The organism is Rhodovibrio sodomensis (assembly GCF_016583645.1).
GTDB classification, from domain to species: Bacteria; Pseudomonadota; Alphaproteobacteria; order Kiloniellales; family Rhodovibrionaceae; genus Rhodovibrio; species Rhodovibrio sodomensis.
This window is the reverse complement of the sequence record NZ_NRRL01000001.1, coordinates 222,027-248,237: the sequence shown is the minus strand read 5'-3', so window position 1 is coordinate 248,237 and position 26,211 is coordinate 222,027. Positions and strand designations below refer to the sequence as shown.

Genomic DNA, 26,211 nt, shown 5'->3' with positions numbered 1-26,211 from the left:
CTCCCTCACGGGTCGATTGGAGATGCGCCGGATGCGCTGATCAGGCGGCGATCATCGGGGTGGTGCGGTCCGAGGCATCGAGCGGCTGGTAGAGCTCGTCGAAGATCGCCAGCGTCTTCGCGGTCAGGGCCTCGATCCCCGGCGTGTCGTTCTCGATCACGTAGTCGGCCAGCGCGGGATCGTAGCGGTCGAAATCGTAGCGGGCCGATTTGCCCGGCCGGCGGACCTCGACGACCACGCCGCCGTGCTGCTTGTAGAGCCGGCCCTGCTGGCGGCGGACCGAGCCGAACGAGAAGATCGGGACGATCTTCTTGAACTCGGTCGAGACCAGCGCGTCGGACACCGGCGTGCCGCTCGCCCGGGCGGCGGCCTCGACGGCGGCGCGGGCCCGCTCCCAGTACGGCCGCTCGGCGGCGCGGATGGCGGCCCAGGGGATGAAGTCCATGCCGTGCAGGCGTTCGACCGCGTTACCGATCTCGCCCAGCAGGTAGCGCACCTCCCGGGTCTCCTCGGGCAGCTCGACCTGCTCGACCTTGCCTTCCTGGGTGGTCACGTGCCGGCGCGTCAGGGAGTAGAGCTCGATGCAGGCGGCGCGGAGCGGCCAGCCGTCGTCGGCCGGCAGGATGCCGTAGCGCTCGTGGATGATGTCCTGCACCGCGGACTTGCCGGACTCGGGATAGCCGCAGAGCGCGACGTAAGGGGGAACGGTGACTGCGGTCATGAGACCCTCTTCAACGGTCGAAAACAGGGATACACAGGCTGGCGTCTGGCCCAGCCCACTCTGCTTTCGGAGATGGGAGCGGGGCGCGCCGGATGTGCCGTCGCCGTCAAGGCGGCACGTCCGGTCAGCGCCCGAGCCATCACTTCCCACCCGATCCGAGCCTCAGCCGGGGAGGTCTTCGTCCTCGATGAACGGCAGATCGGCGAGCGCGATGACGCCTGCCGGCTCCCCCTCGTCGAAGACGAACCGTGTCGTGCGCTGCCACTGCGGGACGGCTGAGATCGTGGTCACCTGGTCGGCCCCGTAGGCATGCCGGAGCGCGCTGCGGGCGCGCGCCCGCATGGTTTCGACGTCGGGATCGGTGCTGCGCACCTGCAGGTAGCGCGCGTAGCGTATCGGCGCGCCGCCGGTCAGGTCCCGGACCAGGACCTCGAAGGCCGGCCGGACGCCGAACCGGCTCTGGGTCCTGAAGACGGGCGAGATCATCGCCTCGTGATTGATCGTGCGGGCCATGGCGAGTCCTGGGTCGGGGGTGCGGTCAAAGCAGCTGCAGGCGGCGCAGCGCGCCCGTCATCTGGCTGCGCCGGACGGGGCCGAGCGCGAACACGGTCGGGGTGTTCGCCGCGACCTCGGTCAGGCCGGCATCGACCTGCAGGTAGGCCGGGATGCCGGCGTCGTGCGCGGCGCGCAGCGCCTTGTCGAACTTGGCGTGGCTGGACGCGCGCAGGGCGATCTTCGGGCGCCGGGGGTCGGCGTGATAGGCTGACATCAGTTCGGCGGGGACGAGGTCGCGCAGCCCGTCGAAGGCGTGCATCATCTGCGCGCCGAGCTTGCCCGGGCTCATCCCGAGGTCGGTCCGGCAGACGGCGTAGACCACCAGCGGGTCGTCCGGCTGCAGGTCTGGTTCGGCGTGTGCGGCCGTGGCGGTCTCGGTCATGACGGAGGGGTCTCCGGGTCGGATGGTCAGACGAAGGTCGAGCCGGGTGCCGGGACACCGCGCGCGAAGTCGGGAGGCAGCAGCCGCTGCGCGGCCTCGCCGCGCTCCTTGACGAGTAGGGCGCTCAGCCAGTGGCGCATGAACGAGAACAGCATGTCCCGCCCCTTGGTGCCGCTGCGCAGATCCTGGGCGAAGGTGCTGTTCTCGTCGGCGTTGGCCGCGTAGATCTCGGCGGCCTGGACGGCCAGCTGCCCGGCGATGGCGCGCTCATTCTCGTAGAGCCAGGTGCCGAGCGTGTCCTGGGAGTCCTGGTTCAGGCGATAGCCGCCGAGTTCCTGGATTACACAGCCGGCGGTGATGTGCGGCATCAGGCCGGTTTCCTCGATCATTCGGTCAAGCTTGTTCATCTCTGCGCCCTCAGGGATGCAGGGGGTGGGTACCGAGCAGCCAGTCGATCTCGCCCTGACCGGCGAACACCCAACCGCAGGTGTCGAGCGGGAGCAGGTGAACGACCGCGCCGTCGACGAGCGGGTACTCGGGGTCATGCACCAGGCCGGCCGGGTAGCCGTGCTGGCGCGCGATCTCGACGATCTGCCGGATCCGGTCGATGCCGCCGGCATCCAGCGTGATCACGGTGCCGAAGTGCTGTGCTGTCTGGGTCTCCCAGGCAGCGAGCCGGTCGCGCCACTTGGGGTCGTTGCTCAGCAAATGGACGGCGTGGTTGCCCGCGTGAACGCCCTGGGCGATCGCTTTGCCCGGGTTCATCGAGGCGAGATCGGTGCGGGGCAGGACGTAGAGCACGTCGATCGGAGCGGGGGAGTCGCTCGGCATGGGGTGTCCTCACGCGTGGGGGTTGGCCGGGTGTCTTTGGATCAGCAGGCGATCCACGCGACGGGTAGTGCTGCGGTTGTCGCCAGCAGGGCGGCGGTCTGGAGGTCGCCCCGGACCGCGATCCGGTCAGGATCCGACCGGTGCATGGTGAAGCTGACGGCGCGCGTGGCCGTTGCCGTGTCCGCGTCGTGGCGGGTTGCCCGGCGCAGCGCGCCCGCCAGCAGGATCAGGGTCTGCACGACCCAGACGATCAGCAGGGCCTGCAGGGGTGAGGGCAGTGTCATCGCGTCCTCGGTCATGATTGCGCCGATGGCGGGCGCGCGGCGTGCGCTCAGGCGCGGCCGCGACGCCGCTTCCACTCCGGGATCGCGATGCAGACCGGACCGCCCTGGTCGTCGTCCCAGATCGGCCAGCAGCCGGTGTTGTCGGCGAGTTCTTTCAGGCGCTGGCGCGTGGCGTCGTCGATCTCCTGGTTGCCGGTGTCCTGGAACACGCTGTCCCAGACCAGCGCGTCGATGCCGATCAGCCAGCCGGCCGCCCAGACGTCCTCGGAGATCGCGCGCAGCGTGTCGATCAGCTCGCGCTGGCGGTAGGCGTGAAGCTCGCCGCGGAGAGCGTGGATCTCCTCGCGCTGCTGGGCGAGGGCCGCGTCGATCGTGCGGTCGAGGTAAGGGAGATCGGCGTCGTTCCAGCTCGGCTCGTCGAAGTCGGCGTCGACCCGCTCGATCTCCAGCCGGTAGCCCTCGCCGTCGCTGGTGGTGAGGTCGACGTTGGCGTGCCTGGTGTCGGTGTGGCGGAGCACCCGAACCGCCTCGGCGATCGCCGCCAGGGCCTGCGGGTTGGCCTGCAGGATCACCGGGTCGTGTTCCCGGTGCTGACCGTGGACGTGCGCCATGCGGGTTTCCCGCCGGATCGTCGCGGCGCGCTCGGCCTCGGGCAGTTCATTGACCCAGGTGCCCACCGGCGAGGGGATCCGAACTGGCTCATCCGGGCGGGCCGGATCGCGGCTCGCCCAGGCCTCGGCGGCCGCGCTCTCGCACAGCCCGAGCGGCGTGCGCCAGTCGGGGGCGGTGTAGACACCGTCCGGCAGGCTGGGCGCGCCCTCGGTCTCGAGCACGTAGCCGCGTTCCGGCGGCCCGTCGTCGCGGATCGTGAGTTTCATGGTCCGGCTTCCGTGAAAGAGGGAGTGCGGCTGCGACTTCAGGCGGCGGGCTGCTCGAAGCCGGAGGCGGTCGCGATCGCGCGCTGCTCGCTCGGTGTCGGGTGGGCCGCCTCCTGCTGCAGCGCCAGGCACCGCCGCCAGGTCATCTCCGGCGCGTTGGCCCGGCAGGCCAGCATGGCCGCGTGGAAGTGATCGACCACGCCCCGGTAGATCTCGCAGATGGCGTCCGGCGCGTTCTGGTTGCGCAGCCGGCACCACTCCGTGTGCCAGCGCTTCCAGGCGTCCTGGCAGGCGTCATGCGTGCGCTGGACGTCGGCCGGCAGGTTCAGTCTAAAGCCCATCTGTGATTACCCCTTGATGCCCGGCCGCGTCGGCTTGCGGAAGAAGCTCAGCAACTCGCCGAGACGCCGGCTGCGCTGCTCGCGCAGCCGCTTGCCGAGGTGGGTCCGGCGCTCGGCCCGTCGGCGTTCCAGCTGCTCGCGGGTGAGGATACGCGGGTGCGTGAGCGGATAATCGTGGAGGCGGCGGGGTTGCTGCATCAGCTCTGGGTCTTCTCGGGGCCGGCGGCTTCCAGGCGCGCAAGCGCGCGTTGGACGCGGGCGCGATGACGGACAGCGGCGTGACCGACGTGGACGCGGGTCGCCGCCTGGGGCGGCGTGGCGGTCGTGGGGGCCTGGCGCGCGGCGCTGCTTCGCCGATGGCCACGGCGTCCAACGAGGCGCGGCGGCAATCCGGCGGGCGAGAGAGTCACCTTGTTGACCATCGAAAACCCCTTCTTGTCGTGCAGAACAGGAGCAGGAGCCGGAGCGACCCCATCCAGGGGGGGGAAGATGGGGGCGCCTCCGCGCTCGTGGCGCGTCGTGCCGCGTCAGCCGGCCCGGTAGCCAATGAGCAACGCCTTGACGCTGGCGTCACTTCCGGCGGTCCGTGGTTTACCGATGAAGTGCTAGGCCGGGACGGCGGCGTCGATCCGCGGGGTGAGATCTCTCTTTCGTGTCCACGATTGGAATAGCTCCGGAATACCAAGGCGCGTGGCCTCTGCGGCGAGATCATGCGCGAGCTCAAGGACCGCGGTCGGAGGTGCGACCAGCGGGACCAGTGCTAGGTCCTGGTGGTGCGCGTCGATCTCTTTGCGGTGGGCGTCCATCCAAGAGCGCAGGCCCGCGACTGCGGCCTGGCGCTCCGGGGTCATTCCGGCGCTGTCCAGGAACGTGCTGGTCACGAACAGGATCCGGTTGGCCTCGGGCCGTTCGCGCTCGTAGGTCCGGCCGTGGCGAATGATGTTTGGAATCTCGACGTCGCTGCCGGGTAGGAGGCTTGAGATCGTGCCGCAGAACAGGCCGTTCCGGGCAGGGGCGAGCAGGTCGATGTACGTTTCGGGGAAGCGGCGTTCCAGCAGGGCCAGTCCCCACAAGGCGATCGCCGGGAGCGCGTCGTGACTGGCGTGCAGCGCATCGAGGGCGTCGGATGCGCCCTTGCGCATCAGCAGGCGGCGATAGGCGTGGGTGCCGAACACACTCGGCGAGATGAAGCTGACGACCGTGGTCTCTTTCGGGGCCGCCGAGACGGCGTGAAGCTCGAAGTTCACGGCCTCGCTATCGTTCTCCCACGTCTTGTACCGATGTCCGGAGACAAAGGGCATGTGCACGGTGATCTTGGCCGGCTTCGCACCCATCGGCTGGTAGTGCGACAGGCAGAGCGACTGTCGTGCCCGCGTGCGGAAAGCGCGGTAGGCTTTGTCGACGATCCGGGCGTTGAGCTTGCGGTTCTGCGCGCGCGGCTGGGCGAGCCTGCTGTACAGCTCCTCGACCGCGAGCTGGTTCGGTGGATCCGCCGCGGCGATACGGTCGACGAGGTGCCGGAAATAGCCGCGCGCGAGTTTCTCACAGACCGCCATGGGGATGATCTCCATTTTCACGCATGCTTGAGCCCGGCAGGAGGCCGCGCTGTGCCTCCTGGAACATGGGATCGCGTTGCCAGGTCCGGCCGGTCAGGTCGCGGTGATCGGCGCCAGCGGAGCCGGATCGTGGGATAGGGCCGTCGAGGCGACGACGCTGAACCCGACAATCAGCGCCAGACCGGCGATCAGCGAGGTCAGGACGAGGGTCCAGTGCACCGCCTGCGCTGGCGCGTCATCGGAAGCCTGGGCGGTGATGGAGGCGTTTCGCGTGAGGGGCATCGGCATCGATCCTGGGCGAGCAGCTGACGGCGAGAGGGGCGGGTGAGGACTGGATCGGCAGGTGCTGCTTGGGCCCAGCGCCGTTTGACGAGAATATGGGGTCGCGCCTCTTAACGGGTGTTTTAGCGAGCATGTTTTTCGGTCCTGTTTGCGGCGCTCCTGTGGGCGGTTTGAGCCGCCGGGGCGTGACCGAAACCCCGGTTACCGTATTGAAGGATCTGAAGACGATCCTGGGACAGGTAAGCTGCAGGAACGGGATGGCAGGGATGCGTCTTTGGAAGTGCGGCGGTCTCGCGCTGCTGGCGGGGCTGGGTCTTGCGCTGACCGCTCCGGGCGTTGCGGACGGGCCGACCGGCGCTGGACTGATCGTCTACGCGCAAGCGCGCTGCGTGGTGATCCGGACGGCGGGCGGGTTCACGCTGGCGCGTGCGGTCGCGGGACCCGCGGAGGAGGGGCACGAGGTGCGGGGCAATCTGGGGGGTATTGGTCCCAGGACGCTCTGGGATCGCATCGGCGAACGCCAGCTGGGCGTGTGGCTGGAGGAGTTCTGGGTCGGGGATGCGCGCGCGGCGGCCTGGATCGTCGAGCGCGGCTGCCACCGGTGAGCGCTCAAGATACTTGCGGTCGTCGCGGGAAGCGGGTCTTCTGGCCCCAGGACCGTAGGACGGGCTGGTGGCGGAAGCCGGTATTGGTGCCGGTACCCGCCCCCGGAAGAGCCCGCGCCGATGGAATCTTGGTGGGGGCGTTATTTGGCCGGGTGTGGACCGCGGTGAGGCAAGCTCACGAGGCCTCCAGTCGGCGCGTTGCGGGGCGCTGGATCGGTCGAGCATGCAGCGGTGACTTGGGGAGTGTAGGGTGGGCTACGTGTATGTGTTCAAGGACAAGGGCTACGATCACGCGGTCAAGATCGGCAGGGCGACCGATCTCCGGGAGAGGCTGCGCCGGGCGCAGGGCTACAGTCCCCGCGGGATCGAGATGGTGGCGGCATGGTCTCTGAGGGATGAGATTGCGCTCCACCGGGCCGAGGTGTTGGCGCGCAATGGGCTGGAGCCGGTGCCAGGTGAGAACAACGGCGAGGAATGGCGCCTCGTTTCCAGCAAGCAGGCGATCCCGTGCGTTTCGCGGAATCTGGCGGATATGAACCCGGAGCCCGTCGAGAGGCCCGTGATCAACAGTGGATCAGATGACTTCCGCCACCCCAAGACGCTTACGGGCAGGGAGAGGTACAAGCAGGCACTGTGGGTCTATCGTGAAAACGAGACCCGGTGCCTCAAGGTTCAGCGCAGCAGTTACTGGAATGTCGCGCTCGAACGCAGGAAGACTTACAGCCTGCTCGGGTTTAAGCCCATCGCCGTGTTCGTCGCGTCAGACCGGGAAAGTATGGGGGCCGCCAACAGGCGGATACACGCGCTGTCGGTCGAGATCGTTCGGCGACTCGGGTACGGGGAGAACCACCCGCAGGTGGGCTGGCTCCGGCCGTGCGTCGGGGAAGAGCAGGTGCGCCGTTTCATCAAGTCGAGTGACCTGCGCGAGGTTCCGCCACGGCAATGGAGGCCGATGCCGGAGGGGTTTCAGCCAACAAAGTGAGCTAGCGCGGTCGAGGGCCTGTGCTAAGGGGTTCTGTGTCTTGCCAGAACGTCGGTGCGCGCAGCCGACCCGTCAGCCGTCGATCTAGCTCGGGGCGAGAAGGTGCTTGAGATCACCCTTGGAGGAGGCTTGGCTGTCGGCGGTATTGAGGGTGGTTCGCTCGGAAGGTGGGCGTGGCTGGCATGCTGATGGACACGATCAGGGATGTCTGGCGAGGTCCAGTCAGACGCGATTACGTCGACGCACAGGTTCCGAACGAGCGCACATTGCAGGCTATGCTGTACAAGCACCTGACGGATGCGCTGGATCTCGAGGTGGTGCTTGAGCCGCAGATGACGTTATGCGGCGGGTCGGGGGTGATCGTTCCCGACATCGTCGTGCTTGGTGCTGAGATCGCGGTGGTTGCCGAGCTCAAGTTCGTGCCGCACGGCTATCCGGTGTTCGAGGGCGATATCGCGAAGTTCCGTGCCCTCGTGGGCGAGGAGACACCGGCCCGGTGCTGGCCGATAGATCCCTTCTCGGGTCGCCATGGGGGCGAGCCACTTTCCATCACGCCGCGGACGCGCTTTGCGTTCTTCGCGGTGGGTCAATCTCAAGCGCGCGCCATAGATGCCGAGGACGTTCGCGCCTCGGCGCATCCGGCAGGGCTAAGGGAGCGGCTGTCGGTTTTCTACGGCTGTGTTGGCGGCAGCACAGATGGCCTGTTGTTCGATGCGGATCTGGGATCCTGCTAGGTCCGTCAGGCAGCCGCAGCCGAGCGCACCAAGCGAGACAAGGCCTGACGCAGGTCAGGCTGGCTGATCACGATCCCGGCGAGGATCAGCGACATGCCGAACAGGGGTGCGGGCGCCGGTACCTCGGCGAACAGCACGAGGGCGGTCACCGCGGACGCCGGGATGGGTAACAGCTTGAGGGCCGCGAACAGCGCCGACGGCAGGTGCCGGTAGGCGGCCAGTACGAAGATCGCCGACAGGCTGCCGGCGACGCCGGCGATCGAGGTCATCGACAGGCTGAAGGCGTCCGGCGGGACCCAGTCACCCGTGGCAAGCACCCAGGCGCCACAGCCGGCCGTGCCGGCCAGGGTATACCAGAAGCCGAGCGTCACCAGAGATTCGCCCGCGTTCATCATCGTCTTGGCGTGGACTGCCAGCAGGGCGCCGATCATCGCGGAGGCCAGACCGAGGGCGACCGCCGGCACGTAGGCCTGCAGGTCCGGCCCCGCCGAGAGGATCGCACCGGAGACGGCGAGCGCGACGCCGAGGTAGGCGAGCGGGCTTGTGCGTTCACCCAGAAGCCAGGCAGCCAGCGGCGGGACGAACAGCGGGGCGGTGAACTGGGCCGCGATCGCGGTTGAGAGCGGCAGGACGCCCAGCGTGTAGAAATAGAGCCCGACGGCGACCAGGCCGGCAAGCCCGCGCAGCACATGGGTGCCTGTACTCGGTGTTGCGAGGATCGCCTGTCGGTAGCGCCACCAGAGCGGGGCGAGGAGTACGAGGGCACAGGCGAAGCGCAGGAAGGCCACGGTGGCGGTGGGGAGATCGGGGTCGACCGCCTTGATCGCGCCGCCGACCGCCACCGCGGCAGCCGCGCTTGCGAGCATGATCAGAATGCCGCGCAGGCGGTGCTGAGGGATCATCAGCACAGTTCCACATCGAGGTAGCGGTTCGAGGTGTCGCCGGCGCGCTTGATCTGGATGAGCGCGGTGCGCCGCGGGTAGACCCAGCCGAAACGCTTCGGGTCGATCGCGAGCTTGCGGGCGGTCGAGGCGTGGAACATCTCGTCCAGGCCGAGGATCACCTTGGTCGAGGTGTTGGCGATGATGTCGTCGGGGAAGTCGCTGAGCGACTGGCTGGCCAGGATCAGGCCGATACCGAACTTCCGGCTTTCGCGGATGATCACGTTGAGGATGTGATCGGGCTCGGCGCTGACGAAGGCGTGACTCTCGTCGATCACGATGAAGTCGCGCGGGTGCGCGGCCTGCCCCTTGCGCCGGGCGGCCTGGAACATCTCGGAGGCGAGGAAGTCGATGAACAGGATCTGCTCGTCGCGGCTGAGCGCTGAGATGTCGTAGCGGCGCACCGGCGCGTTCAGGTCGAAGTCGGGCTTGCGCGGCCGGAAGATGCCGGAGCTCTCCAGGTTGGAGATTCGCTCGAACACGCTCTGCATCACGTCGCGGCCGGCGTAGGTCAGGTATTGCGGCAGCTCGCGTCCGGTCTCCACCGCCATCACGTATTCGCGGTAGAGATCGGCGGCCTCGGCGCGCAGCTTCTCGACCTGCTTCTGCTCGCTGTCGTCGCCCTTGTCGCTCTTGCGGTGCAGCTGGCGGACCTTGCGGTTGAGCTCGTCGAGCTTGGAGAGCGCCTTGCTGCCGGCACCGGTGGTCATCTGCGCCAGGCGCCACTCGGCGAAGGTCTTGAGGTCGCCCAGGGTCGGCTGCTTCTTGGGGTGGCGCGGGTTCCGGCGGAGGTCGGTCTTGACGTCCCAGCTCTCGGGCTTGTCGAGGTAGAAGCCGTTGGCCTCGTAGAGGTCGGTCAACAGGTGATAGAGCGCGCTCTCCTGCTTGGTGCCGAGCTTGCTGGTGGTGCGGTTCAGGGAGGCGATGAAGCTGCGCGCCCGCTTGCGCACGCCGCCCGAGTGCGGGTCGGGGTCCACCTTGAGCGGGTTCACGCCATAGGGGCTGCTTTCGGAGAACTTGCAGCTGGACGCGCCCGGGATGTCGAGGTCGCCATGGACGTCGATGATATGAAAGCGCGGGTGGGGCGGCTGCTTCGACATCGCGTCGATCACGCGGCGCAGCTGGTGGGTCTTGCCGGTGCCCGACGCCCCTGCGATCAGGATGTGCCCGTTGATCGTCTTGGTGGTGTCGAGGACGACCCGATCCTTCTGGTTCGTCTTCTTGTTGGCGAATTTCGTCTGTCCGAAGTCGACACGCACGGTCTTCATCTCCATTCAACGGATCTCACGCAGGCGAAGATGGAAGCGGCGGCCGGCTCGTGTCGGCAAGATCGGCATTGAACGGGGTGCGTGCGCGCACGGGCGCTCGGGTTTCGCCGCGTCGCGCGGCCGGTTAGACTCAAGCAGGTTGCGGCGTTACGGGGGAAGTATGAGGCTTGAGCAGCTCACGGCGGAGCAGCGCGCGAGTTTCCTGCGGGCGGCCGTGCTCGAGCACTTCCGCACCATGCTGGGTCTCGACGGCGCCGCACGGCAGAGAATCCGGACGAGCGGCCTGGACGGCGCGCTCGTGCGTCGGATAGCGGGCGAGTACAAGGTGGGCTGGGGCATCCCTGCGGGTGGCGAGCACCCGGTCGCCGACATTCTGCTCGCGCGGCGCGCGCGTTGGCCGGTGAGCCTGACGGATCGTTGCGAGTTCTGCATCAAGCTAGCCGATGAGGCTGTCAGGCAAGAGTGCACGCACGGCCAGCAGGTGTCGGCGATGACCAAGCTGATGTGGTTCCTCCAGCCCGAGGGCTGGACGATGTTCGACGCGCTGGCCGCCGACGCGCTTGGGATCGCCCACGGCTCGAACATCAAGCGCGCGCGGCGATTCTATCTAACGCTGGAGGCGCGCGACTTCCTGGGCGCGGCGCAGACCATTAACGGCGTGCTCGCGGAGCATGGTGCGGACGGGCTGTTCGGCGAGCGGATCCTGGACAAGTACATGATGCTGGCAGCCCGGGCCGATCAGGGCTCGGACGTGCCCTGGATACGGGGCCTGCCGGAATTGCCGCACACGCTCGAGACCGCGGGTGGCCGGCAGGTACTGGTCATCGCGGACGCGGTCCTGGCGAACCTGGACGCCCAGTCGGTGCTGCAGCCCCGGGCGTGAGCGGCCGCTGGATCGGGTGCGGCTCAGGCGAGGGGCGGGACCTGCGTGGACAGGCGCCGCCGCCGCCGGTCGATCGCGTCGGCAGCCTCCGCGCTCAGGCCGACGGGGTCGTGGCGGGCGTGATAGGCGTCGATCGCACCGATCGCGCGGCGTTCCTGGCCGATGCGCTCGAGTAGCCGCGAGATCTGGTTGATCGGGTGGCTCGCCGTCCGCCAGGCGCGCGCCGCCGGGCCCTGCTCGTCGAGCGCATCGATCAGGTCGACGGCTTGCTGATAGAGTTCGAGTGCGCTGTCGGGATCGCCCTGCGCGAGCCGGCCGGCTTGCCGGAGCAGTCTATGGATTCGCGCGTCGATTTTCCGGTAGGGGGCGGTGTGGTCCCAGTCCGGCTCGCGGATGTGCAGTGCTGCGAGGTACCTGGAGGGCGGCCTGGGGCGCCGGAGAACGCGATCGAGCAGCCTCTGCTGCCTTTCGACCCGTGCGATGCGGGCCCCGACAACGCAGCCACGCGCGATGTCGACCGCCGTGCGGCGGTGATCGATCGGGATGTAGCCCAGGAACGCGCCGTCATGGTCTCGAACGCCCAGCCGCCAGGTCTCCATGACCGAGGGGTCGGCGCCTTCCAGGACCAGAGCCTGCCCGGGCATCAGGCCGGCTTTCGGGTCCGGTCGGGCCGTGGCATGGCTGGCGGCATAGGCGCTGCCGGTGATCTCGATCTGGATCTCCCTGGCCATGTCAGATCAACGTGCTGCCGGCCACGAAGCCGGTGACGACGATCCCGAGGGCGAGGAAGCTGGCCAGGCATTTCTCGACATCGGTCATGCCGAGCGGGTCGCCGCGGCGTCGGGCCTCCCTGATCTTGCGCCGCGCCTGCGTCTGGGTCGAGCCGCGGGCCCGCAAGGCACGCTCGACCGTATAGGTCGGCGGCAGGCTGCCAGCTGAGATCGCATTCAGGATATCGTCCTCACTGACCTCGTATCGGTCGAGATCGCTCAGAGTAAGGCTGGATGCGCGCTGACCGGAATGGGTCATGTGCCCCTGTTCGGCATGGACATTTCGATTCGCAGTGCAAGCGTACAGGTCGCGCCGCTGGATCGACAGGGGTGCCAATCAGCCAGCGTGCTGGTGGCGGTGGCTGCCGAGCAGCCAGGGCCCGTCGACGTCGGTTTTGTTGATGTCGAGCGGGGCTTGCTGGGCCTGCAGGAGGCCCGCCGGCGGTGTGCGGCAGAGATCGCGCAACTCGGTTGCGGATGCGTCCGGGTTGGCGAAGGTCGCGACCTCGTCGGGCTGCAGGAGCACTGGCATGCGATGGTGGACGTCGGCCACGTCGCGGTTGGGCTCGGTGGTCAGGATCGCGAAACCGTAGCGGCGGCCGCCGCTCGGCTGGGCGAGCGGCCAGTACAGGCCGGCGAACGCCAGCGGTCCGTTGAGCGCCCGGAAGCACCAGGGCTCCTTCGGCTGCTTGCGCTTGTTCCACTCGTAAAAGGCGTCGAACGGGATGGCGCAGCGCCGGCTCGTCCAGGCCGGCGCGAAGGTGGGCTTGCTGGCCGCCGTCTCGCCGCGGGCGTTGATCAGGGTCTCCACGGCGTTCATGGGGAAACCCCAGAGCATCACTGGCGCCAGCAGGCGGGGCTGTTGCTCGCGCGACCAGGCGATCACCGGCACGCTTGCGCCTGGGGCGACGTTGTAACTGGGCTGCACGGCGGGTGCCGCGTCCAGACCGAACTGACGCTGCAGCTGATCTCCGGCGTTGAACAGGGCGAAGCGGCCACACATGGCCGGGAGATAGGGCGCGCTGGCGCGCCCGGCAAACGGCCAGGCGGACTCCCATCTCCCCGGCCTCGGATGTCCTGTTCCAAGATCGGAGAGTTCGATGCTGCGTCGACTGTGTCTGGCTGCCGCGACCGCGGCGCCGCTGCTGGCTGCTGCGCCCGGTGCAAGTGCCTTGAGCTGCGTGGCGCCACCACCGCCGGCGGGGGCCTTCCAGGAGGTGGACGTGCTGTTCGAGGGTGTGGCGGTGGAACGCGAGGGCCTCTACGAGGCGGAGCTGCACGAGGTCGATCGGGGTGCGCCCATGATGTATCGCACCAAGAGCCAGGAGTTCCGGGTTCTGAAGGTCTACAAGGGAGAGATCCCGGCCGAGGTGACGGTGCTGCTGCCGGGGGAGCCGTGGGCCTACACGTATGAGGACGGTCGCACGCATGTGGTCGCCGCGACCCAGACCCCGCGTGGGCTGGCCGCGGGTCCGTGCGCACTGGTCGAGGGTGGCCCGGCTGCCTTGCGGGACTGGATCCTGTCGGGCGGGGCGAGCTAGCTAGCCGCGGCGGCCGGAGCGGCCCTGGGCCACGACAAAACGCCGGACCCCGGTCATCCGGGGGCCGGCGTTATCGTGTCTGCAGGCGGGGTGGCCAGGGCGGAAGCTGCCCAGGACTAGAAGTGGATCGACAGGGTGCGGCCGGTGCGCCGCGCGATCCGGGAGACGATCACGTCCCGGACGGCCGTGTCCCAGACCTCTGGGTGGGTCTTGGCGATCTCGTTGAGCTGCGCGGTCAGCGCGTGGGTGAGCTCGGCGTCGGTAGTCACCAGCGGCATGTTGGCGACCTTGGCGATCGCCTCGCCGACCAACCGGTTGCCGGCGTCGGTGAACATGCCGAACGAGTCGATGATCAAGCGATCGAAGGCCTCCGGCGTGTTGGCGCCCGTGGCCTGTTCGCCCTGCCCGTGCGTGTCGTCCTCGCCGCCGTAGAGCGTGTCGTAGCTAACCGAGGTGGCTGCGACCTCGTCCATTTCGCCCACGGCCCGCAGGACCGAGACCGAGATGCCGACCTCTTCCAGGCCGATCTTGACGGTGGCCCGGCCGGGTAGATCGATCCAGAGCTCTTCGGCGTTGCTGTTCGCATCGTCGATGCGGAAGGTGTCCTCGATCGCCATCGCGGCTACTCCTCGGTGTGGATGGGCGTGAGGTCCTCGAGCTCGGCCTCGTCGTGGTAGTGCCCCTCGAACACCCGGATCGACTGGCAGTCGTCCAGCAGCATCGACTGCTCGACCTCGAAGCCGTCCTCGAACGGGTCCTCGAAGTGGCTCAGCTCCGGGTGGTTCTCGTCGAACGCCTCGCCCTTGGCATTATTGATCGCCTCGCCGTAGTTGGCGCCGGCTGTGCGGATCAGGGTCTTGCCGCCGTCGCGCTCGACGAACTCGACGGTGAAGCGGGTGATGGTCCGTGTCTCAGACATCGGGAGGTGTCCTTCAGGCTGTTGGGATGATGCAGTGGCGGCGCCCTGCGTGGCGGCTCTGGGTCTCAGCTGTCGAGCACAGTGCGACAGACGTCTTCGGCGCTGCTGGCGTAGTCGCCGGCGGAGTAGGCGGCGGTGGGGCTCGTGTACTTGTTGGTGTCGTACCACCCGATCACGCTGTGCTCGGTCGGGAACGGACGCCAGCCGGCCGCCCGCGCGGCCGCGTCGGGGTTGGCGGCGTCGGGGTTGGAGACCTCGGGAGTGTTTCGGGTGTCGTCGCGCATGGGATCGGCGCTCGCAGGTCAGGGTTGGGTGGCGCGCGTGGGCCAGTGCGCGGTCAGGCGGCGGCGGATCCGGGGTCGGCGTCGATCGCGACCGCGTCACCGGCGCTGTCCGGCACGTCGGCGCGATGCGCGCGGGCGGCCGCCTTCAGGGTCGCAAGCGCACCCGAGGTGTCGGCCGTCGAGCTGCGTCCCTCGAAGATCCGCCCGCCGGTCTCGTCGATCAGCCAGGCCATCCAGCCGCCGCTGGCGCCGGGGGTGCGCTCCAGGCGCAGGCGCCAGGCCTCCGCCCCGCCGGGAGCGAGGGTGAGAGCATGCTGAACGTGGTGACTGTAGGCCTGCAGCATGCCGAACTGGGCATCGGGATAGCAGGCGCGGACCCGGCGGCGGTGCGCTCGGTCGCGGGCGTCGCGCAGGGCCGCCTGCATGCGGTCGTACTCGGGCGTTGTCCAGTCGACGCAGTCCTCGTGGTCCGGTGTGCCCAGGATCGCATTCCGGGGCGCGTCGCCGCACAGCTTCGCGGCGGCGAAATCGATGGCGTGGCCGGGTTCTTGTGCGTCGAGGATGATCTCGATCGGGTCCTGCTCGCTCATGGACAGACACCTCCTTATTCGGGGGTCAGGCTGCGGCCTCAGCCCTCGTTCGGCGCGAGCTGCTGGGCGATGTTCGGGGGCGGGCAGCGCTTCTTGGCTTCCTGGCGGAGCGCGCTCAAGCGGATAGGGTCCTCGTCGGGCAGTACGCCGGCGTTCAGGTGATCGGGCCGGATGAAGACCCAGGCCAGATCGACGTACATCTCGCCCACCTTGGCGAGCACGCTGTCGTTCTGCTCCCGCCAGCCCGCCTCGATCGCGGCCGCGAGGTCGGGGCAGGACAGGGTCGCGGGAGCCGGCGCGTCGGGCCGGCCGGCGCAGCTCGCCAGCAGCAGCACTGCGGTCAGGCAGAGATGGGCGCGATCAAGCCGCACGGGCGCGCTCCGCCTGGTGGTGCGGCTCGAAGGTCGGCGTCGCGCTATAGAAGCCCGGCCAGACGCGCACGCGAGCAGCCTCCGCGGCGGACATGCTGCAGGTATAGAGCGCGGTCTCGGCCGCGGACGCCGGGCAGGCGGCCCGCAGCTTGATCAGCTGGGCGCGCTGGTCCTGGTCGACGATCTCCACGGTGTAGGCAGGCAGGTTCATCTCGAGCATGACGACGGTCTCCCGGTGCGGGGATGTGGAAGCGGAACGAGCAGGCTGTCGCGGATCAGTCGGTCGCGACCTCTGGCTGCCGGGCGGCGATCTCGGACAGGTGGCGCGTCAACTCGTTGCAGAACGCGTCGATATCGGTCCCGGCCTGGGGGAACTGAAAGCTCCCCAGGTAGACCGCGTTCCATTTTCCGGAGTGCGGGTTGAGCTTCTGCGCGAACGATCGGGTCTGCACACCCTGGGTGGCGAAGCGGCCGAGCTTGACGTGCGCCTGGGCGACGTCATCGAAGCGCATCGCGATCCAGGTGTCGTAGACGGTGGCGCCGAGGCCGCCGGCGTCACTGTCGATGCGGAAGGCGTGACGCCCTGACGGGTCCGGGAGGCCATGACGCTCGATCACCGGGCGGACGGCCTGGTCGAAGGCGTTGATGAAACTCTTTGTCGGGCGCGACATGCGCGGCCTCCTGGTAGGTCAACAAACCAGCAGCCGCTCATGCCCTCCCGGAAACAGGGGTCTGGGAACGCGTGCACGGCCGCCGTGAGGCGAACGGCCGGGCCCGCGTTGATCGGACCCACCTGTCGGGAAGAATGGGATCAAACGAAAGGCGCCGGCCCCAGGGGAGGAAGGGGCCGGCGCTACAGGGGCTAGAGAGGGTTCGGGGCGTCCTCTCCGGTGCGGGAGGGGCGCTTGGGGTGTCGGAAAAGCTTGAAATTCAAGAGATAGCGGGCCGGTTCGTTGTAAGTGCCCGGCTCCCCTCCCTTCGCTCTGTCGCACGGGTCGCTCAAGAGACTCTGGTGTAGGCGCGGCGCATTGCCCGCGGTCAGCCATACGCCCACATGCGTCGTGCCCCGAAACGGCTTCGGCCAGACGTAGCCGCTCAGGGCGCGGGCCGCGCGCACGCCGCCGCCAGCCTGCGCCGCGAGTATCCTCTCCACCGTGCGCACCGCCACGGCGTGCGGCACCTCGCCCTGCCCTTCGGTATCCGGCAGCCAGTCGTCCGGCACGTCCGGCTTTCCGGCCGGCTCGAGACCCTCTGTCGCGCCTTCCGGCAACGGGCCGATCCGCCGCATGGCCACGTCGGCGGACATCGACCCTCCCGGGCACTGCCCGGCGTAAGAGCCGCGCATGCGTTCGCCGCCGCCCTCGAGCCGCCAGCGGGTGGTGCAACCACCGCTCTCGCTCACGCCCGTCCAGAGGCCGTCGGCCCCTTCCGAAAGGCGCAGCGTCGGGTGCCCGTCAGGGTCCAGCAGAAGATCGGCGCCGCACAACTCCGGCTTCAGCGTCGCTTCGTGCCGCTGGATCACGTCCACGCCGCGCAAGTCGGCCCTAACTTCCCAGCGTCCGGGGTCCGGCGCGCCCGCGGACGCGTCGTCCGCCGCGACGGCCGAAACCCACAGGGCCAGAACCCAAACGAACAGCTTGGCTGCCATGGCCGCGCCTCCGACGGAAACTCTCACTTGTTCAGGTCTTCGCCCACCCAGGCGGGGAACGGCACGGGGTCGCCGGCGTCGTCCACGGCCTCGTAGAGGAACCCGAAAACTTGCTCCGTGTGGTGCATATCCACGAGCGCGTTCCACGCCTCTTCATGGTTCTCCCGCTCCACGACAAGCTCTCCGTTCACGTATATCTTCACGGCGCTTCTCCTACGAAATGCAGTTCCCCGAAGATGGGATCGCGCGGACGCGACGGGTTTCACTGGAACGGCCACGGCTCCACCGGATCGACGGCGCGAGCCGCCTCAAATCGCTCCTCGGCCCAGCGCCACTTCTCCGGAAACCCGGGCGGCGAAGCGTCCGGCCATGTCAGCACGCCGAACGCCACCTTGCCCTGCCGGGCCGCGTCGTAGCCATCCCACCCCTCGCCGAAACTACGGTAGCTGTCGAGTTCGGCGATAAGGCATTCCCGGCGCATGCGCAATGGCGGTCGGGCCATGCGAAACCTCCCTTGTCCGATCGCCCCGGCGATCGCGGCCAGGAACCCGCTGGCCTGGATCGCGAAGCGATAGAACAGCCAGACCAGAAAAATGATCATGAGAGGCGCGAGGATCATGTCGTGACTTCCTGTCAGGTAGGTTCCGGCGGTGGATGCCGGGCGCGGGGAGTTCAGGACGCGGCTTGGTCCATCGTGACGCCGTCGGTCGTCTCGTAGCGGTAGAGCGAAATCCCGCCCATGATTAGGGTGACCAGCACGAAGACCGTGAGGCCCTTGGCATGCATCGGGTCGGTGATGTCGAAGGTAGAGAAGTCCAGGACCTCGAAGCGGTCGACGAGCTCGCGGCTCCAGACAAACGTGGCGGCAATGATGCCGGCGAGCAGGCCGGTCGGGCCCGCGACGATCGCGATCTCGGCGGTTCGCAGGGGGTAATAGAGCAGATGGTCGCCCTCGCGCGCGACCTGGGCGAGGCCACGCAGCGCACCGACGATCACGTACCAGAGTAGGCCGCCGAGGATCAGGCCGGCGACGAAGGCTAACGGCTTCACCCACATCCAGTCGGTTGGCAGCAGCGTGTTGGCGAGCGCGCCGCCGGCGTAGCCTCCGCCGAAGGCTGTCATCACGAGGGATAGCTTGGTGGCCATGCGCCAGAGGATGGCGCCATAGACGACCAGAAGGAACACGCCGACCAGGACCAGAATCACGATACGCCTCGCGGTTGCGTTGGTTTTCGAGAAAGTCGGGCGCGACCGGTTAAGCCACGGTAAAAAGGTGGGTCTGGATCGGAAATTGGGCCGCAGGCATCATCTCGGTCGCGAAGCATGCATCCCAGGATCACGGATCCGCATCTTGCGGCTTAACGATCCGGTATGGATCACAGCCAGACATCGTAGGGGCGACGCCGTCGGGTGTGGGGTGCCGGCTTAAGGGGATAGGTCGCGAGCAGGATCGCGCCGGCGTCAAGGAACCTGGCGTGGGCGAAGCCGCTGAGCTGGGTGATGTCGCTCAGCAGTTTGGCGCGGACAGGCTCGCTGATCGCATCCGCGTCGATCGTGGCGTAGCCTTTGTTGCGCTTTTCGGTCTCCCGCTCGTGGGCCAGGCCGAGGGACATCGGGTGCGCTTTGCCCAGTGGCTCGGGCACGGGGCCGTAGGAAACGATCGCCTTGCCATCCTCGGTCAGCGGGTCGTGCAGGAGCACGTACCACTTGAAGGCGCCGTCGACGACGCGCCCGAGATAGGTCGGCAAAACCCGGCGCGTCGTCTTTGGCGTGCTGGCGGACATGCTTGAACTCCCGGTGTGGTGGCCGTCCGGGAGGCGTGCCGGCCGGACGTGGTTAGGCGGCCGCGACCTCCTCGCTGTCCGCAAGCCCCAGCTGTCGCCGCCAGCGTAGCGGGCACCCAGATGCGATGCGCCGCAGGCGGCTGTTGCGATCTCCAGCAGTTGCTGCACCGCCGGGTCCCGCGGTTTGATTTTCGGCACGTCACTGACGAGCTCGACGACGGCGAAGGCGCTGCGCGAGAGGTCGCCGTCGTCATCCCCGTCGTCTTCCCAGGGACCGTCGTCCAGGGTGACGTAAGCACGCTGCAGCCGGTCGATACCGGCCGGCATGCGGTCGTCCGCGACGAGATCATCGAGCTGGCGCGGACCGAGGTCGCAGAAGGCGCGGGTGAAGGCGGCGTCGGGCGAGAGGGGCGGGGTGACCGACCAGCAAGCCGTTTGCCATAAGTGTGGAGTCCGGCTCGCAAAAGACCATACCCGCACTATGGTTTAGATTAAGCGGAATCTGGGTTTACTACTCTGAGGTGTTGCCGCCAAGCCGGCGGCACTTCTTTTCGCTCTGTTCTGAGCTTTCCGGTGATCTTCTTCCTTGATCGACAACCGAACATAGTTCTCGGCGCCCGCTGTTACCACATCCGGTCCGCATGCCGTTGACGGGCACCTTGCTGACCGCTGTGGCAGGATGCAGGATCACCACGCTAACGAGGCGGTGGCAGAACGGGGCAGAAATGAACGTCGTCGAAATAGAAAAAGCCGTTTCGCAGCTTGCGAGTAAGGCTTTTGATCCCGCCACGTTTTTCCTAGTCTGCGTAGGTGCGCGGGCGGGCTGTGGCATAACCATTCTCGATCAGGCATTTGGCGCACCGATCAGCACTATGACCCCTTGCCAATCCAAAGCCTTCTGAGCGATCTGACCCATGAACGCGCTTATAGTTTCGCGCACAGGATAGTTTGACCCGACACGGCGGCACCCATCGCTCTCAACGCGTAATCGACCCCTCAGTCACTTCCGTGCTTGCCGCAGTGGCTAGACTCTTGACGCCCGCGACAAAAAACGGCCGGATCGATCACATTCAATCCGCTGGCTCGGGAATGGAAGCTTCGATCGACCGTATGGTCATATTCTCGAAAGTCTTGGGGGACTGCTGGCGAAGCGCGGCGCGATCCTTTTCGAACATCAAGACGACGCTTCCGTTGCCTCTGATCGATTGGAAACACGCCCAGTTTAACGGCAAGCCATTTAAGAAGGGGCGCTCACCGCTGCTATCCAGTAGGCTCCATTGGTTCGCCTCTGCGACCGGTTTGAGACGATCAATCAACACGTCGTACCCCGCGCGGTAACTCTCCGGCATCTTCATGAAGGCGTTGGCAGTCGAAGACCCGCTCCCGATCAGCGAAGCGCTGCAGAAAAATGCGAGGGCGCCCGTGGGATCATCGACACTCGTCTGGGTGAGTACAGAGATCTCCGCGCGCTGCGCGAATTCCGGCGTGATGTCCTCGGGCAACACCCAATCCGGGTCTGCCCGCAGCGGTGTGGCGATGGCCAAGAGCAGGGCCATTACCAGGTACGTGCGCACCGCCGTCATATCCTTTCCCCCTGCAGTCACGTTGCACATGTAGAAACAGCGCGTCATCGTACAGCCGAGGCGTGCAGCCAAAAAGTTAGCCAAAAGGCTTAGCCCGAAAAGCCTGGACGTCCGCGCGGAAACTTTCGGACCGCGCGATCGTTCAGATCATCCCCTGACCGCCAGCCGTGTATCGCACCGCACTCTTTCGGGTGAGTGGCGTATTTTCGATTGCGCCGCCCAGGTCGACGCGGCGATCCTGAACTCACAAAACAGGCGGTGCTGTCCGGCGCGCCGGGCGCGAGATGACGGAGTTGTGCTATCGTGCGGTGGGTGAAATCAGCTGTTGCCGGCGTGGGCCTGATGTTTGTCGGTGGGGCCGCGATCGCGGCCCCGAATGCCGAGGACTACGTCGGGGCCTGGCGCACCACCTACACCTGCGGCAACTTCAACGCCGTCGCCTACCTCCGTCTGAGCGCGGACCCCGCCGGCGGGAGCCTGACCGGCAGCTACGCCTACCACCCCGCCGGTCGTTCGCAACCCAACCGCGTCGGTCATTTCGAAGTGACGGCCAAGGTTTTCCCCTCGGGCGTGATCCGGATGACGCCCGGTAAATGGCTCAAGCGCCCGCGTGGGTACGGGGCGGCGCCGATCCATGGTAACCTGAGCGCGGACGGATCGCGCATCGTCGGGACCATCCAGGGGGCCCAATGCGACCAGCTCGTCTTCGGGCGGAGCACCGACAGCCTCGGCCCGCTCGCGCGCCAACTGCCCGGCACCTGGCGCGGCCGCTTCACCTGCGCGGACCGCGATTTCCGCGCCACACTCGAGGTGGATCACCTGGCAGGTCTGCCGGCGCTGGACATCGCGACCTTCTCCTACCGACCGCGCGATCCGAGCGTGCCCAGTCCCGCAGCCAGGTACGAGATCGAACTCTCCCGCAGCGCCGCGGGCGTGCGCGGCACGGTCGTCAAACCCCTCATGATCACCAGTAACGCCGAGCTGTACGGGTTCGACGCCGACCCCTCGGACGCCGGGGATACCCTCTCAGTGCGCCTGTCGGACGCAGACTGCTCGGCGCTAGCGATGACCCAGCCGCCGTCCCCCGGCAGTCTGCGCATTGTGACCGCGCAAGCCCCGATGACACAACTGTTGCGCAAGGACCGGGTCGACACGCTGACGATCGCCGACACGCGCACAGCCTGTAGTTTGATCGCGGAGTGGCACCGCGACTTCCGGACCCGTTTCGACATGGGCACGGCCTCGCTTCAGGACATCCAGGTACGCACCTCCTACCCGGTCTATCCGCTGATGCTGCTGGCGGAGGCGTTCACCCCCTATTACGGGCGCGCCTACGACTCCCTGCGGTCCACCCCCGAGCTCGGCGACCATCTCGCGAACCTCGTGCCGCAGTGCCGCCGGCTCGCGCCCGCGCGCGACATCCCCTCATCGGAGTTTTTCCAGGTCCTCTTCGGCAGTGCGTGGAAAGACCGGCCCCGGGTAGGCTTGCGCTACGATCGCGACCAGTTGCTGTTCGACGTCGAGCAGGCGAAAGCCGCGCTTGCCTGGCGGGATGACCAACTCGCCCGCATGGACGCGCGGACACAGCTGCTTGACCCGGACGAGATCGCGGACGTCCGCGCGCGGGCCGAAACCCGGATGGTCCGCCTATCTCCGGACCTCCGCGCGCCCCTCCTGATGGCCCTGGACTCGCAGAGGGCCGCCCATGTGGAACGCATGGAGACGACCTTCGCTGGGGGCGCGGACAGCGCGGAGACGGCCGCCGCCGTCCTCACCACGCGCCAGTCATCGCTGTCGATCGCCGAGCTGAAGGCCCTGGCGGCACTGCTGGGTGACACCGACCGCGAGATCTACCGCGACGCGCATCGGGCGCTCGAGAGCCGGATCCGGCGGACCCTCAAGGAAATCCGCGTATCGAAGACCTATAACGACCTGTCGCTTGAGGCACGGGCGGACTACTTGCGGGATACGCTTGGGCGCCTGATTGATGACGGGGACTTGGTAGATCAGGTCGCGGGGGTCGAGCTCGCCCCGGAGCTGGCGCGACAGCGGGCGGCGCAGCGCACGCGTGCCGCAGCCGCGCGCGAGCAGGTTCTCGCGACGGAACGCGCGCAATTGACTTCCGCGGAATTCGAGCGGCGCCAGGCGCGGCGCGCCACCGGCGATCTACCGCCGGCAGGCCACTGCGAAGCACCCTCTCCGTTCGCCATGAAGCCCGGTGAGTCGATGCAGGCGGCGCTGGATCGAAGCAAACGCTGGCGGCAGTTCTGCGATTCACCCGCCAACCGATACCTTCCCGATTACGACCGCTTCCTGACCGGGCTCAACAACCGCTACGTGCTCGCACTTGCGGCGACGGGAGAACTCCCAATGACCGGCCGGGGGCTGGCGGGTGTGCTTCTGTCCCACTACACAACAGCCTACGCAAGCGAATTCCCCGAGTGCATCGGGGACAACTGGGTTCGCGTGAGGTATCGCCTGGATCAGATCACCACGACCGTGGACGATCGCAGCATTCGAACCGAGCAGAAAGAGCTCGGCGTGATCGTAAGCCCGCCCATGAAACCCGTCTTGGCCAGCATTTTCCGCAACAACCTGTCCCTGGTGAATAATCACGGGATGTTTGTGGCCGATTACGGAAAGTATGTTTCGGCCAAGTCGTTGGTTGGGCAAAGGCCGGGTCCGTTCGAGTACACGACCGCAGCTTTCCGCGACGACGTCGAGACCTTCATCGGGCGTGCTACGGGGTGTGAGGACCCGATGCTGGGGCGCGTGGAGACCAGCATCCTGAGCAGCTTCCGGTAAGCGCAGAACCGGGTGGGAAAGTCTGGCTGTGCATCAGCACCGGGGTTGCACTGACATCATGGCGTTTCATCAGGCATTTGCAGCGCTGATCGGCACGCCGTGGTTCTCACAGCGTGCGTTCGGGGATGACGCCTCCGGGGCCGGCTCGAGATAAGCCGAGATCCGCGCCAGCTCTTCCTTGACTCCTAGGTTGCTCTTGATGCTCGAGCGCTGCTCGCACTCGCGGGCCTTGATGCGCCGATCATGATCATCGCGCCCACGGACCGCTTCCATCAGCCAATCACGCGTCGGATCGGCTGCCATATTCATAAGCTCCATGGCGCAGGAAAGCCGGGTCGAGAACTCCGCGATCTCCTGAGGGATCGGCTCGGGCAGCAAATTTGGGCGCGGATCAGGCCGCGGTGTCCGCGTGGGCGGCGACCTCGGCCGCATCCAGCTCGGCCAGATACCGCTCGGCCTCGAGAGCGGCCATGCAGCCCATCGCGGCCGCGGTCACGGCCTGCTGGTAGGTCCGGTCGGCGACGTCGCCGGCGGCGAACACGCCGGGCACGCGGGTGATCACGCCGACAGCCTGACCGTCGCGCTTGCCGATCGCCTCGGTCCGGACGTAGCCGCTCGGGTAGAGTGGGACCTGGCCTTCCAGGAAGCCGGTCGCCGGGGCGTGGCCGATCGCGATGAAGACGCCATGGACGTGGACGCGCTCTGGCTCGGCAAGGCCGCCGGCGAGCTCGACGCCGGTGACGCCCATCTCGTCACCGACCATCTCCTTCACCTCGCGGTTCCAGAGCACCGTGACGTTCGGGGTCGCGAACATGCGGTCCTGAAGGATCTTCTCCGCACGCAGGCTGTCGCGACGGTGGATCAGGTAGACGTGGTTGGCGATGCCGGCGAGGTAGAGCGCCTCCTCGACGGCGGTGTTGCCGCCGCCCACGACCGCGACGTCACGGTTGCGGTAGAAGAAGCCATCGCAGGTGGCGCAGGCGGACACGCCGCGGCCCATGAACGCCCGCTCGCTTTCCAGGCCCAGCCAGCGCGCCTTGGCGCCGGTCGCGAGCACCACCGTCTCGGCCTGGTACACCGTGCCGCTGTCGCCGTAGGCCAGGCGCGTTCCGTCGGCGGGAGTGAAGTCCACGTGCGTGATCACGTCGGCGATCCGCTCGACGCCGAGCTGGTCGACCTGCGCCTGCATGCGAGCCATCAGGTCGGGTCCGAGCACGTTCACGTCGCCGGGCCAGTTCTCGACGTCGGTCGTGATGGTGAGCTGACCGCCGGGCTGAAGGCCTTCGATCACGACCGGCTTGAGGTTGGCGCGGGCGGCGTAGACGGCGGCGGTGTAGCCGGCGGGGCCGGCGCCGATGATCAGGCAGCGGGTGGTCTTGGTCTCGGTCATGGGAATCTCGCGAAACGGGAGCGGCCGTGTTTGCGGTCGCGGATGAAAGGGGGTCTCGGGTCACAGGATGTGGGAGCGGGCTGATCTTGCCGCCGCTCGATGCCTGTACTGGGCCGGCGGGCGGATTGGGCCGGCGAGCGGAATGAGCGGGGTGTGGCTAGGTCCAGCCGGCGTCGATCCCGAAAGCCGCGCCAACCTCCTTCATCGCGGCATCGAGTGCGTCTCGGCTGTAGCCGCGCGAGCGGGCGTAGCGCTCGACCCTGAGCGTGGTGCCGAAGCCCTGTCCGAGGATGTCGGTCGTGGCGATACCCAGGATGTACTGGTCCTCCAGCGGAAGGAGGTTTAGCGGCCATTCGGGTCCGTCGATCAGCCGGTTCAGGGCGTCGTGGTAGGCATCGAGCGAGATGCCGTGCTCCGCCAGCTCGTCCTCGAGGCGGAGATCGCGTTCCTCGATCGAGACGAAGCGTGCAAGCAGCTCGCCGAGCAACTCACGCGGCTTGGGAACCGAGATCGGCGGCAGCGCGAAGAAGCGGTTCGATCCCGGATTGCAGGCCAGGGCCTCCGGCTCCATGACACGCTGCCAGCTGTCGATCGGGATCAGCGCCTTCAGGCCAAGCTCGCGTGCCATCTCGTAGAGCGCCGCGGGTTCGGCCAGCTGTGCCGGGTCTCTGCGCAGCGCTTTCCGTAGGCGCGCCCAGAGCTGCTCGGGCGTGCCCGCGCTGGTCTCGAGAGAGGCGGCGAGGCGGGCGCGCTCGGCCTCGGCAAGGCGTGCGATCCGGTCGGAGAAGTCGGGGCCGGTTCCCGGGAACGGTGGCGGCACCGCCTCAGCGAGGGCCCGTCCCCCGGCGTCGTAGTGGTCGCAGACCCCGAGGTAGATGTACGGGGCGTCCGGGCGGTCCAGCGTCCAGCGGGTCGGGTCAAGGATCCGGCCGTCCTCGAGCTCCAGCCAGCTGTGTTGCTGAAGGCCGCGTGAGAAGACCGATCGCGGGTGCACGGGACCATCGTAGTGCCCGCGCATGACCCGCATGCCCTGAACCGGAACCAGGTCGCGGACGGTGCAGGCCACCGCATGGCAGTTCAGGGGCCAGTCCGAGACCGGGATGTCGATGGCCGCGGCGAGGCCCTCCGGATCGAGCGGGAAGATCGGTGCATGATCCAGAGAGGCGATCAGATCGGGCGACGCGATCAGGGTGGATGAAGTGGCGTGATCGAGCGGCATGGCGGATTGGCGCGTCCTTATGAGCGGTCTCGTGAAGGTGGGGCGCTTGGCATGGCGCTGGCCG

39 protein-coding genes are annotated in these 26,211 nt (G+C 67.7%); 7 read left to right on the top strand and 32 right to left on the bottom strand.

What is annotated here, in order from left to right; translation table 11 throughout:
* Positions 1 to 40: 40 nt before the first annotated feature.
* The 11 genes from CKO28_RS01505 to CKO28_RS01455 form a co-directional block, all read right to left on the bottom strand.
* On the bottom strand, positions 41 to 721 hold the full coding sequence (locus CKO28_RS01505; protein WP_200338766.1) for a hypothetical protein: 681 nt from the start codon (positions 719 to 721) through the stop codon (positions 41 to 43).
* A gap of 162 nt (positions 722 to 883) precedes the next feature.
* Positions 884 to 1,234 (bottom strand): hypothetical protein, encoded by a 351-nt coding sequence (locus CKO28_RS01500; RefSeq protein ID WP_200338765.1) that lies wholly within the window; start codon positions 1,232 to 1,234, stop codon positions 884 to 886.
* Positions 1,235 to 1,259: 25 nt separating this feature from the next.
* Positions 1,260 to 1,658, bottom strand: a complete 399-nt coding sequence (locus CKO28_RS01495) for an aminoacyl-tRNA hydrolase (protein ID WP_200338764.1) — start codon at positions 1,656 to 1,658, stop codon at positions 1,260 to 1,262.
* 26 nt (positions 1,659 to 1,684) lie between these two features.
* Complete coding sequence (locus tag CKO28_RS01490; RefSeq protein ID WP_200338763.1) at positions 1,685 to 2,065, bottom strand: hypothetical protein; 381 nt, start codon at positions 2,063 to 2,065, stop codon at positions 1,685 to 1,687.
* A gap of 10 nt (positions 2,066 to 2,075) precedes the next feature.
* Entirely contained in the window at positions 2,076 to 2,489 is a 414-nt protein-coding gene (locus CKO28_RS01485) for a peptidyl-tRNA hydrolase (RefSeq protein ID WP_200338762.1), read from the bottom strand.
* A 41-nt stretch (positions 2,490 to 2,530) separates the two neighbouring features.
* On the bottom strand, positions 2,531 to 2,773 hold the full coding sequence (locus CKO28_RS01480; RefSeq protein WP_200338761.1) for a hypothetical protein: 243 nt from the start codon (positions 2,771 to 2,773) through the stop codon (positions 2,531 to 2,533).
* A gap of 47 nt (positions 2,774 to 2,820) precedes the next feature.
* Positions 2,821 to 3,651, bottom strand: a complete 831-nt coding sequence (locus CKO28_RS01475; RefSeq protein WP_200338760.1) for a hypothetical protein — start codon at positions 3,649 to 3,651, stop codon at positions 2,821 to 2,823.
* 38 nt (positions 3,652 to 3,689) lie between these two features.
* The gene (locus CKO28_RS01470) at positions 3,690 to 3,992 is read right to left on the bottom strand and encodes a hypothetical protein (RefSeq protein ID WP_200338759.1); all 303 of its coding nucleotides are present in this window, start codon (positions 3,990 to 3,992) and stop codon (positions 3,690 to 3,692) included.
* A gap of 6 nt (positions 3,993 to 3,998) precedes the next feature.
* Positions 3,999 to 4,190: a hypothetical protein gene (locus CKO28_RS01465; protein ID WP_200338758.1), complete on the bottom strand. Its 192-nt coding sequence runs from the start codon at positions 4,188 to 4,190 to the stop codon at positions 3,999 to 4,001.
* A 407-nt stretch (positions 4,191 to 4,597) separates the two neighbouring features.
* Positions 4,598 to 5,548, bottom strand: a complete 951-nt coding sequence (locus CKO28_RS01460; RefSeq protein WP_200338757.1) for a hypothetical protein — start codon at positions 5,546 to 5,548, stop codon at positions 4,598 to 4,600.
* A gap of 93 nt (positions 5,549 to 5,641) precedes the next feature.
* The gene (locus tag CKO28_RS01455) at positions 5,642 to 5,830 is read right to left on the bottom strand and encodes a hypothetical protein (protein WP_200338756.1); all 189 of its coding nucleotides are present in this window, start codon (positions 5,828 to 5,830) and stop codon (positions 5,642 to 5,644) included.
* A gap of 185 nt (positions 5,831 to 6,015) precedes the next feature.
* On the opposite strand from CKO28_RS01455, the gene CKO28_RS01450 reads away from it, so the two are divergent.
* The 3 genes from CKO28_RS01450 to CKO28_RS01440 all read left to right on the top strand — a co-directional run bounded on the left by CKO28_RS01450 (position 6,016) and on the right by CKO28_RS01440 (position 8,151).
* Positions 6,016 to 6,435, top strand: a complete 420-nt coding sequence (locus tag CKO28_RS01450; RefSeq protein WP_200338755.1) for a hypothetical protein — start codon at positions 6,016 to 6,018, stop codon at positions 6,433 to 6,435.
* Between the two features lie 250 nt (positions 6,436 to 6,685).
* Positions 6,686 to 7,417 (top strand): GIY-YIG nuclease family protein, encoded by a 732-nt coding sequence (locus CKO28_RS01445; RefSeq protein ID WP_200338754.1) that lies wholly within the window; start codon positions 6,686 to 6,688, stop codon positions 7,415 to 7,417.
* Between the two features lie 182 nt (positions 7,418 to 7,599).
* On the top strand, positions 7,600 to 8,151 hold the full coding sequence (locus CKO28_RS01440) for a hypothetical protein (protein WP_200338753.1): 552 nt from the start codon (positions 7,600 to 7,602) through the stop codon (positions 8,149 to 8,151).
* A 5-nt stretch (positions 8,152 to 8,156) separates the two neighbouring features.
* Here CKO28_RS01440 and CKO28_RS01435 read toward each other — a convergent pair whose 3' ends face one another.
* Complete coding sequence (locus CKO28_RS01435) at positions 8,157 to 9,053, bottom strand: DMT family transporter (protein WP_200338752.1); 897 nt, start codon at positions 9,051 to 9,053, stop codon at positions 8,157 to 8,159.
* On the bottom strand, positions 9,053 to 10,366 hold the full coding sequence (locus tag CKO28_RS01430) for an ATP-binding protein (protein WP_200338751.1): 1,314 nt from the start codon (positions 10,364 to 10,366) through the stop codon (positions 9,053 to 9,055). Before CKO28_RS01430 ends, CKO28_RS01435 begins: the two co-directional genes overlap by 1 nt.
* A gap of 154 nt (positions 10,367 to 10,520) precedes the next feature.
* Here CKO28_RS01430 and CKO28_RS01425 point away from each other — a divergent pair, with 154 nt between their 5' ends.
* Entirely contained in the window at positions 10,521 to 11,243 is a 723-nt protein-coding gene (locus tag CKO28_RS01425; RefSeq protein ID WP_200338750.1) for a hypothetical protein, read from the top strand.
* Positions 11,244 to 11,266: 23 nt separating this feature from the next.
* Here CKO28_RS01425 and CKO28_RS01420 read toward each other — a convergent pair whose 3' ends face one another.
* The 3 genes from CKO28_RS01420 to CKO28_RS01410 form a co-directional block, all read right to left on the bottom strand.
* Positions 11,267 to 11,974: a hypothetical protein gene (locus CKO28_RS01420; protein ID WP_200338749.1), complete on the bottom strand. Its 708-nt coding sequence runs from the start codon at positions 11,972 to 11,974 to the stop codon at positions 11,267 to 11,269.
* A gap of 1 nt (position 11,975) precedes the next feature.
* The gene (locus tag CKO28_RS01415; protein WP_200338748.1) at positions 11,976 to 12,272 is read right to left on the bottom strand and encodes a hypothetical protein; all 297 of its coding nucleotides are present in this window, start codon (positions 12,270 to 12,272) and stop codon (positions 11,976 to 11,978) included.
* 78 nt (positions 12,273 to 12,350) lie between these two features.
* Entirely contained in the window at positions 12,351 to 13,016 is a 666-nt protein-coding gene (locus CKO28_RS01410; RefSeq protein ID WP_200338747.1) for an SOS response-associated peptidase, read from the bottom strand.
* Positions 13,017 to 13,113: 97 nt separating this feature from the next.
* Between CKO28_RS01410 and CKO28_RS01405 the strand changes: the two genes are divergently transcribed.
* Positions 13,114 to 13,554: a hypothetical protein gene (locus CKO28_RS01405; protein WP_200338746.1), complete on the top strand. Its 441-nt coding sequence runs from the start codon at positions 13,114 to 13,116 to the stop codon at positions 13,552 to 13,554.
* A gap of 116 nt (positions 13,555 to 13,670) precedes the next feature.
* Here CKO28_RS01405 and CKO28_RS01400 read toward each other — a convergent pair whose 3' ends face one another.
* From CKO28_RS01400 to CKO28_RS01345, 12 genes are all read right to left on the bottom strand, one after another.
* A complete protein-coding gene (locus CKO28_RS01400; protein WP_200338745.1) occupies positions 13,671 to 14,171 on the bottom strand; it encodes a hypothetical protein in 501 nt (166 codons plus the stop codon).
* A 5-nt stretch (positions 14,172 to 14,176) separates the two neighbouring features.
* Positions 14,177 to 14,473, bottom strand: coding sequence for a hypothetical protein (locus CKO28_RS01395; protein ID WP_200338744.1), 297 nt, complete (start codon positions 14,471 to 14,473; stop codon positions 14,177 to 14,179).
* A gap of 65 nt (positions 14,474 to 14,538) precedes the next feature.
* Entirely contained in the window at positions 14,539 to 14,757 is a 219-nt protein-coding gene (locus CKO28_RS01390; protein WP_200338743.1) for a hypothetical protein, read from the bottom strand.
* 53 nt (positions 14,758 to 14,810) lie between these two features.
* Positions 14,811 to 15,347, bottom strand: a complete 537-nt coding sequence (locus CKO28_RS01385) for a hypothetical protein (RefSeq protein WP_200338742.1) — start codon at positions 15,345 to 15,347, stop codon at positions 14,811 to 14,813.
* 38 nt (positions 15,348 to 15,385) lie between these two features.
* Entirely contained in the window at positions 15,386 to 15,718 is a 333-nt protein-coding gene (locus tag CKO28_RS01380; protein WP_200338741.1) for a hypothetical protein, read from the bottom strand.
* A complete protein-coding gene (locus tag CKO28_RS01375) occupies positions 15,708 to 15,938 on the bottom strand; it encodes a hypothetical protein (RefSeq protein WP_200338740.1) in 231 nt (76 codons plus the stop codon). Before CKO28_RS01375 ends, CKO28_RS01380 begins: the two co-directional genes overlap by 11 nt.
* 55 nt (positions 15,939 to 15,993) lie before the next feature.
* Positions 15,994 to 16,389, bottom strand: coding sequence for a hypothetical protein (locus CKO28_RS01370; protein ID WP_200338739.1), 396 nt, complete (start codon positions 16,387 to 16,389; stop codon positions 15,994 to 15,996).
* A 191-nt stretch (positions 16,390 to 16,580) separates the two neighbouring features.
* Positions 16,581 to 17,366 carry a hypothetical protein gene (locus tag CKO28_RS01365; RefSeq protein WP_200338738.1) on the bottom strand — a complete coding sequence of 262 codons (786 nt, stop codon included), beginning with the start codon at positions 17,364 to 17,366 and terminating at the stop codon, positions 16,581 to 16,583.
* A 23-nt stretch (positions 17,367 to 17,389) separates the two neighbouring features.
* Positions 17,390 to 17,569, bottom strand: coding sequence for a hypothetical protein (locus CKO28_RS01360; protein ID WP_200338737.1), 180 nt, complete (start codon positions 17,567 to 17,569; stop codon positions 17,390 to 17,392).
* Positions 17,570 to 17,628: 59 nt separating this feature from the next.
* Complete coding sequence (locus tag CKO28_RS01355; RefSeq protein ID WP_200338736.1) at positions 17,629 to 17,985, bottom strand: hypothetical protein; 357 nt, start codon at positions 17,983 to 17,985, stop codon at positions 17,629 to 17,631.
* A 53-nt stretch (positions 17,986 to 18,038) separates the two neighbouring features.
* On the bottom strand, positions 18,039 to 18,572 hold the full coding sequence (locus CKO28_RS01350) for a hypothetical protein (RefSeq protein ID WP_200338735.1): 534 nt from the start codon (positions 18,570 to 18,572) through the stop codon (positions 18,039 to 18,041).
* Positions 18,573 to 18,742: 170 nt separating this feature from the next.
* Positions 18,743 to 19,477 (bottom strand): hypothetical protein, encoded by a 735-nt coding sequence (locus tag CKO28_RS01345; RefSeq protein ID WP_200338734.1) that lies wholly within the window; start codon positions 19,475 to 19,477, stop codon positions 18,743 to 18,745.
* A 398-nt stretch (positions 19,478 to 19,875) separates the two neighbouring features.
* Between CKO28_RS01345 and CKO28_RS28025 the strand changes: the two genes are divergently transcribed.
* A complete protein-coding gene (locus CKO28_RS28025; RefSeq protein ID WP_207168720.1) occupies positions 19,876 to 20,052 on the top strand; it encodes a hypothetical protein in 177 nt (58 codons plus the stop codon).
* Between the two features lie 168 nt (positions 20,053 to 20,220).
* Here the strand turns inward: CKO28_RS28025 and CKO28_RS01340 are convergent, their stop codons facing one another.
* Positions 20,221 to 20,733 carry a hypothetical protein gene (locus tag CKO28_RS01340; protein WP_207168719.1) on the bottom strand — a complete coding sequence of 171 codons (513 nt, stop codon included), beginning with the start codon at positions 20,731 to 20,733 and terminating at the stop codon, positions 20,221 to 20,223.
* Between the two features lie 303 nt (positions 20,734 to 21,036).
* On the opposite strand from CKO28_RS01340, the gene CKO28_RS01335 reads away from it, so the two are divergent.
* Positions 21,037 to 23,538 (top strand): hypothetical protein, encoded by a 2,502-nt coding sequence (locus CKO28_RS01335; RefSeq protein WP_200338732.1) that lies wholly within the window; start codon positions 21,037 to 21,039, stop codon positions 23,536 to 23,538.
* 69 nt (positions 23,539 to 23,607) lie between these two features.
* Here the strand turns inward: CKO28_RS01335 and CKO28_RS01330 are convergent, their stop codons facing one another.
* The 3 genes from CKO28_RS01330 to CKO28_RS01320 all read right to left on the bottom strand — a co-directional run bounded on the left by CKO28_RS01330 (position 23,608) and on the right by CKO28_RS01320 (position 26,147).
* Positions 23,608 to 23,841: a hypothetical protein gene (locus CKO28_RS01330; RefSeq protein ID WP_200338731.1), complete on the bottom strand. Its 234-nt coding sequence runs from the start codon at positions 23,839 to 23,841 to the stop codon at positions 23,608 to 23,610.
* Positions 23,842 to 23,929: 88 nt separating this feature from the next.
* On the bottom strand, positions 23,930 to 24,928 hold the full coding sequence (gene trxB, locus CKO28_RS01325; protein ID WP_200338730.1) for a thioredoxin-disulfide reductase: 999 nt from the start codon (positions 24,926 to 24,928) through the stop codon (positions 23,930 to 23,932).
* A 157-nt stretch (positions 24,929 to 25,085) separates the two neighbouring features.
* A complete protein-coding gene (locus tag CKO28_RS01320) occupies positions 25,086 to 26,147 on the bottom strand; it encodes a hypothetical protein (RefSeq protein WP_200338729.1) in 1,062 nt (353 codons plus the stop codon).
* Between the last annotated feature and the right edge of the window lie 64 nt (positions 26,148 to 26,211).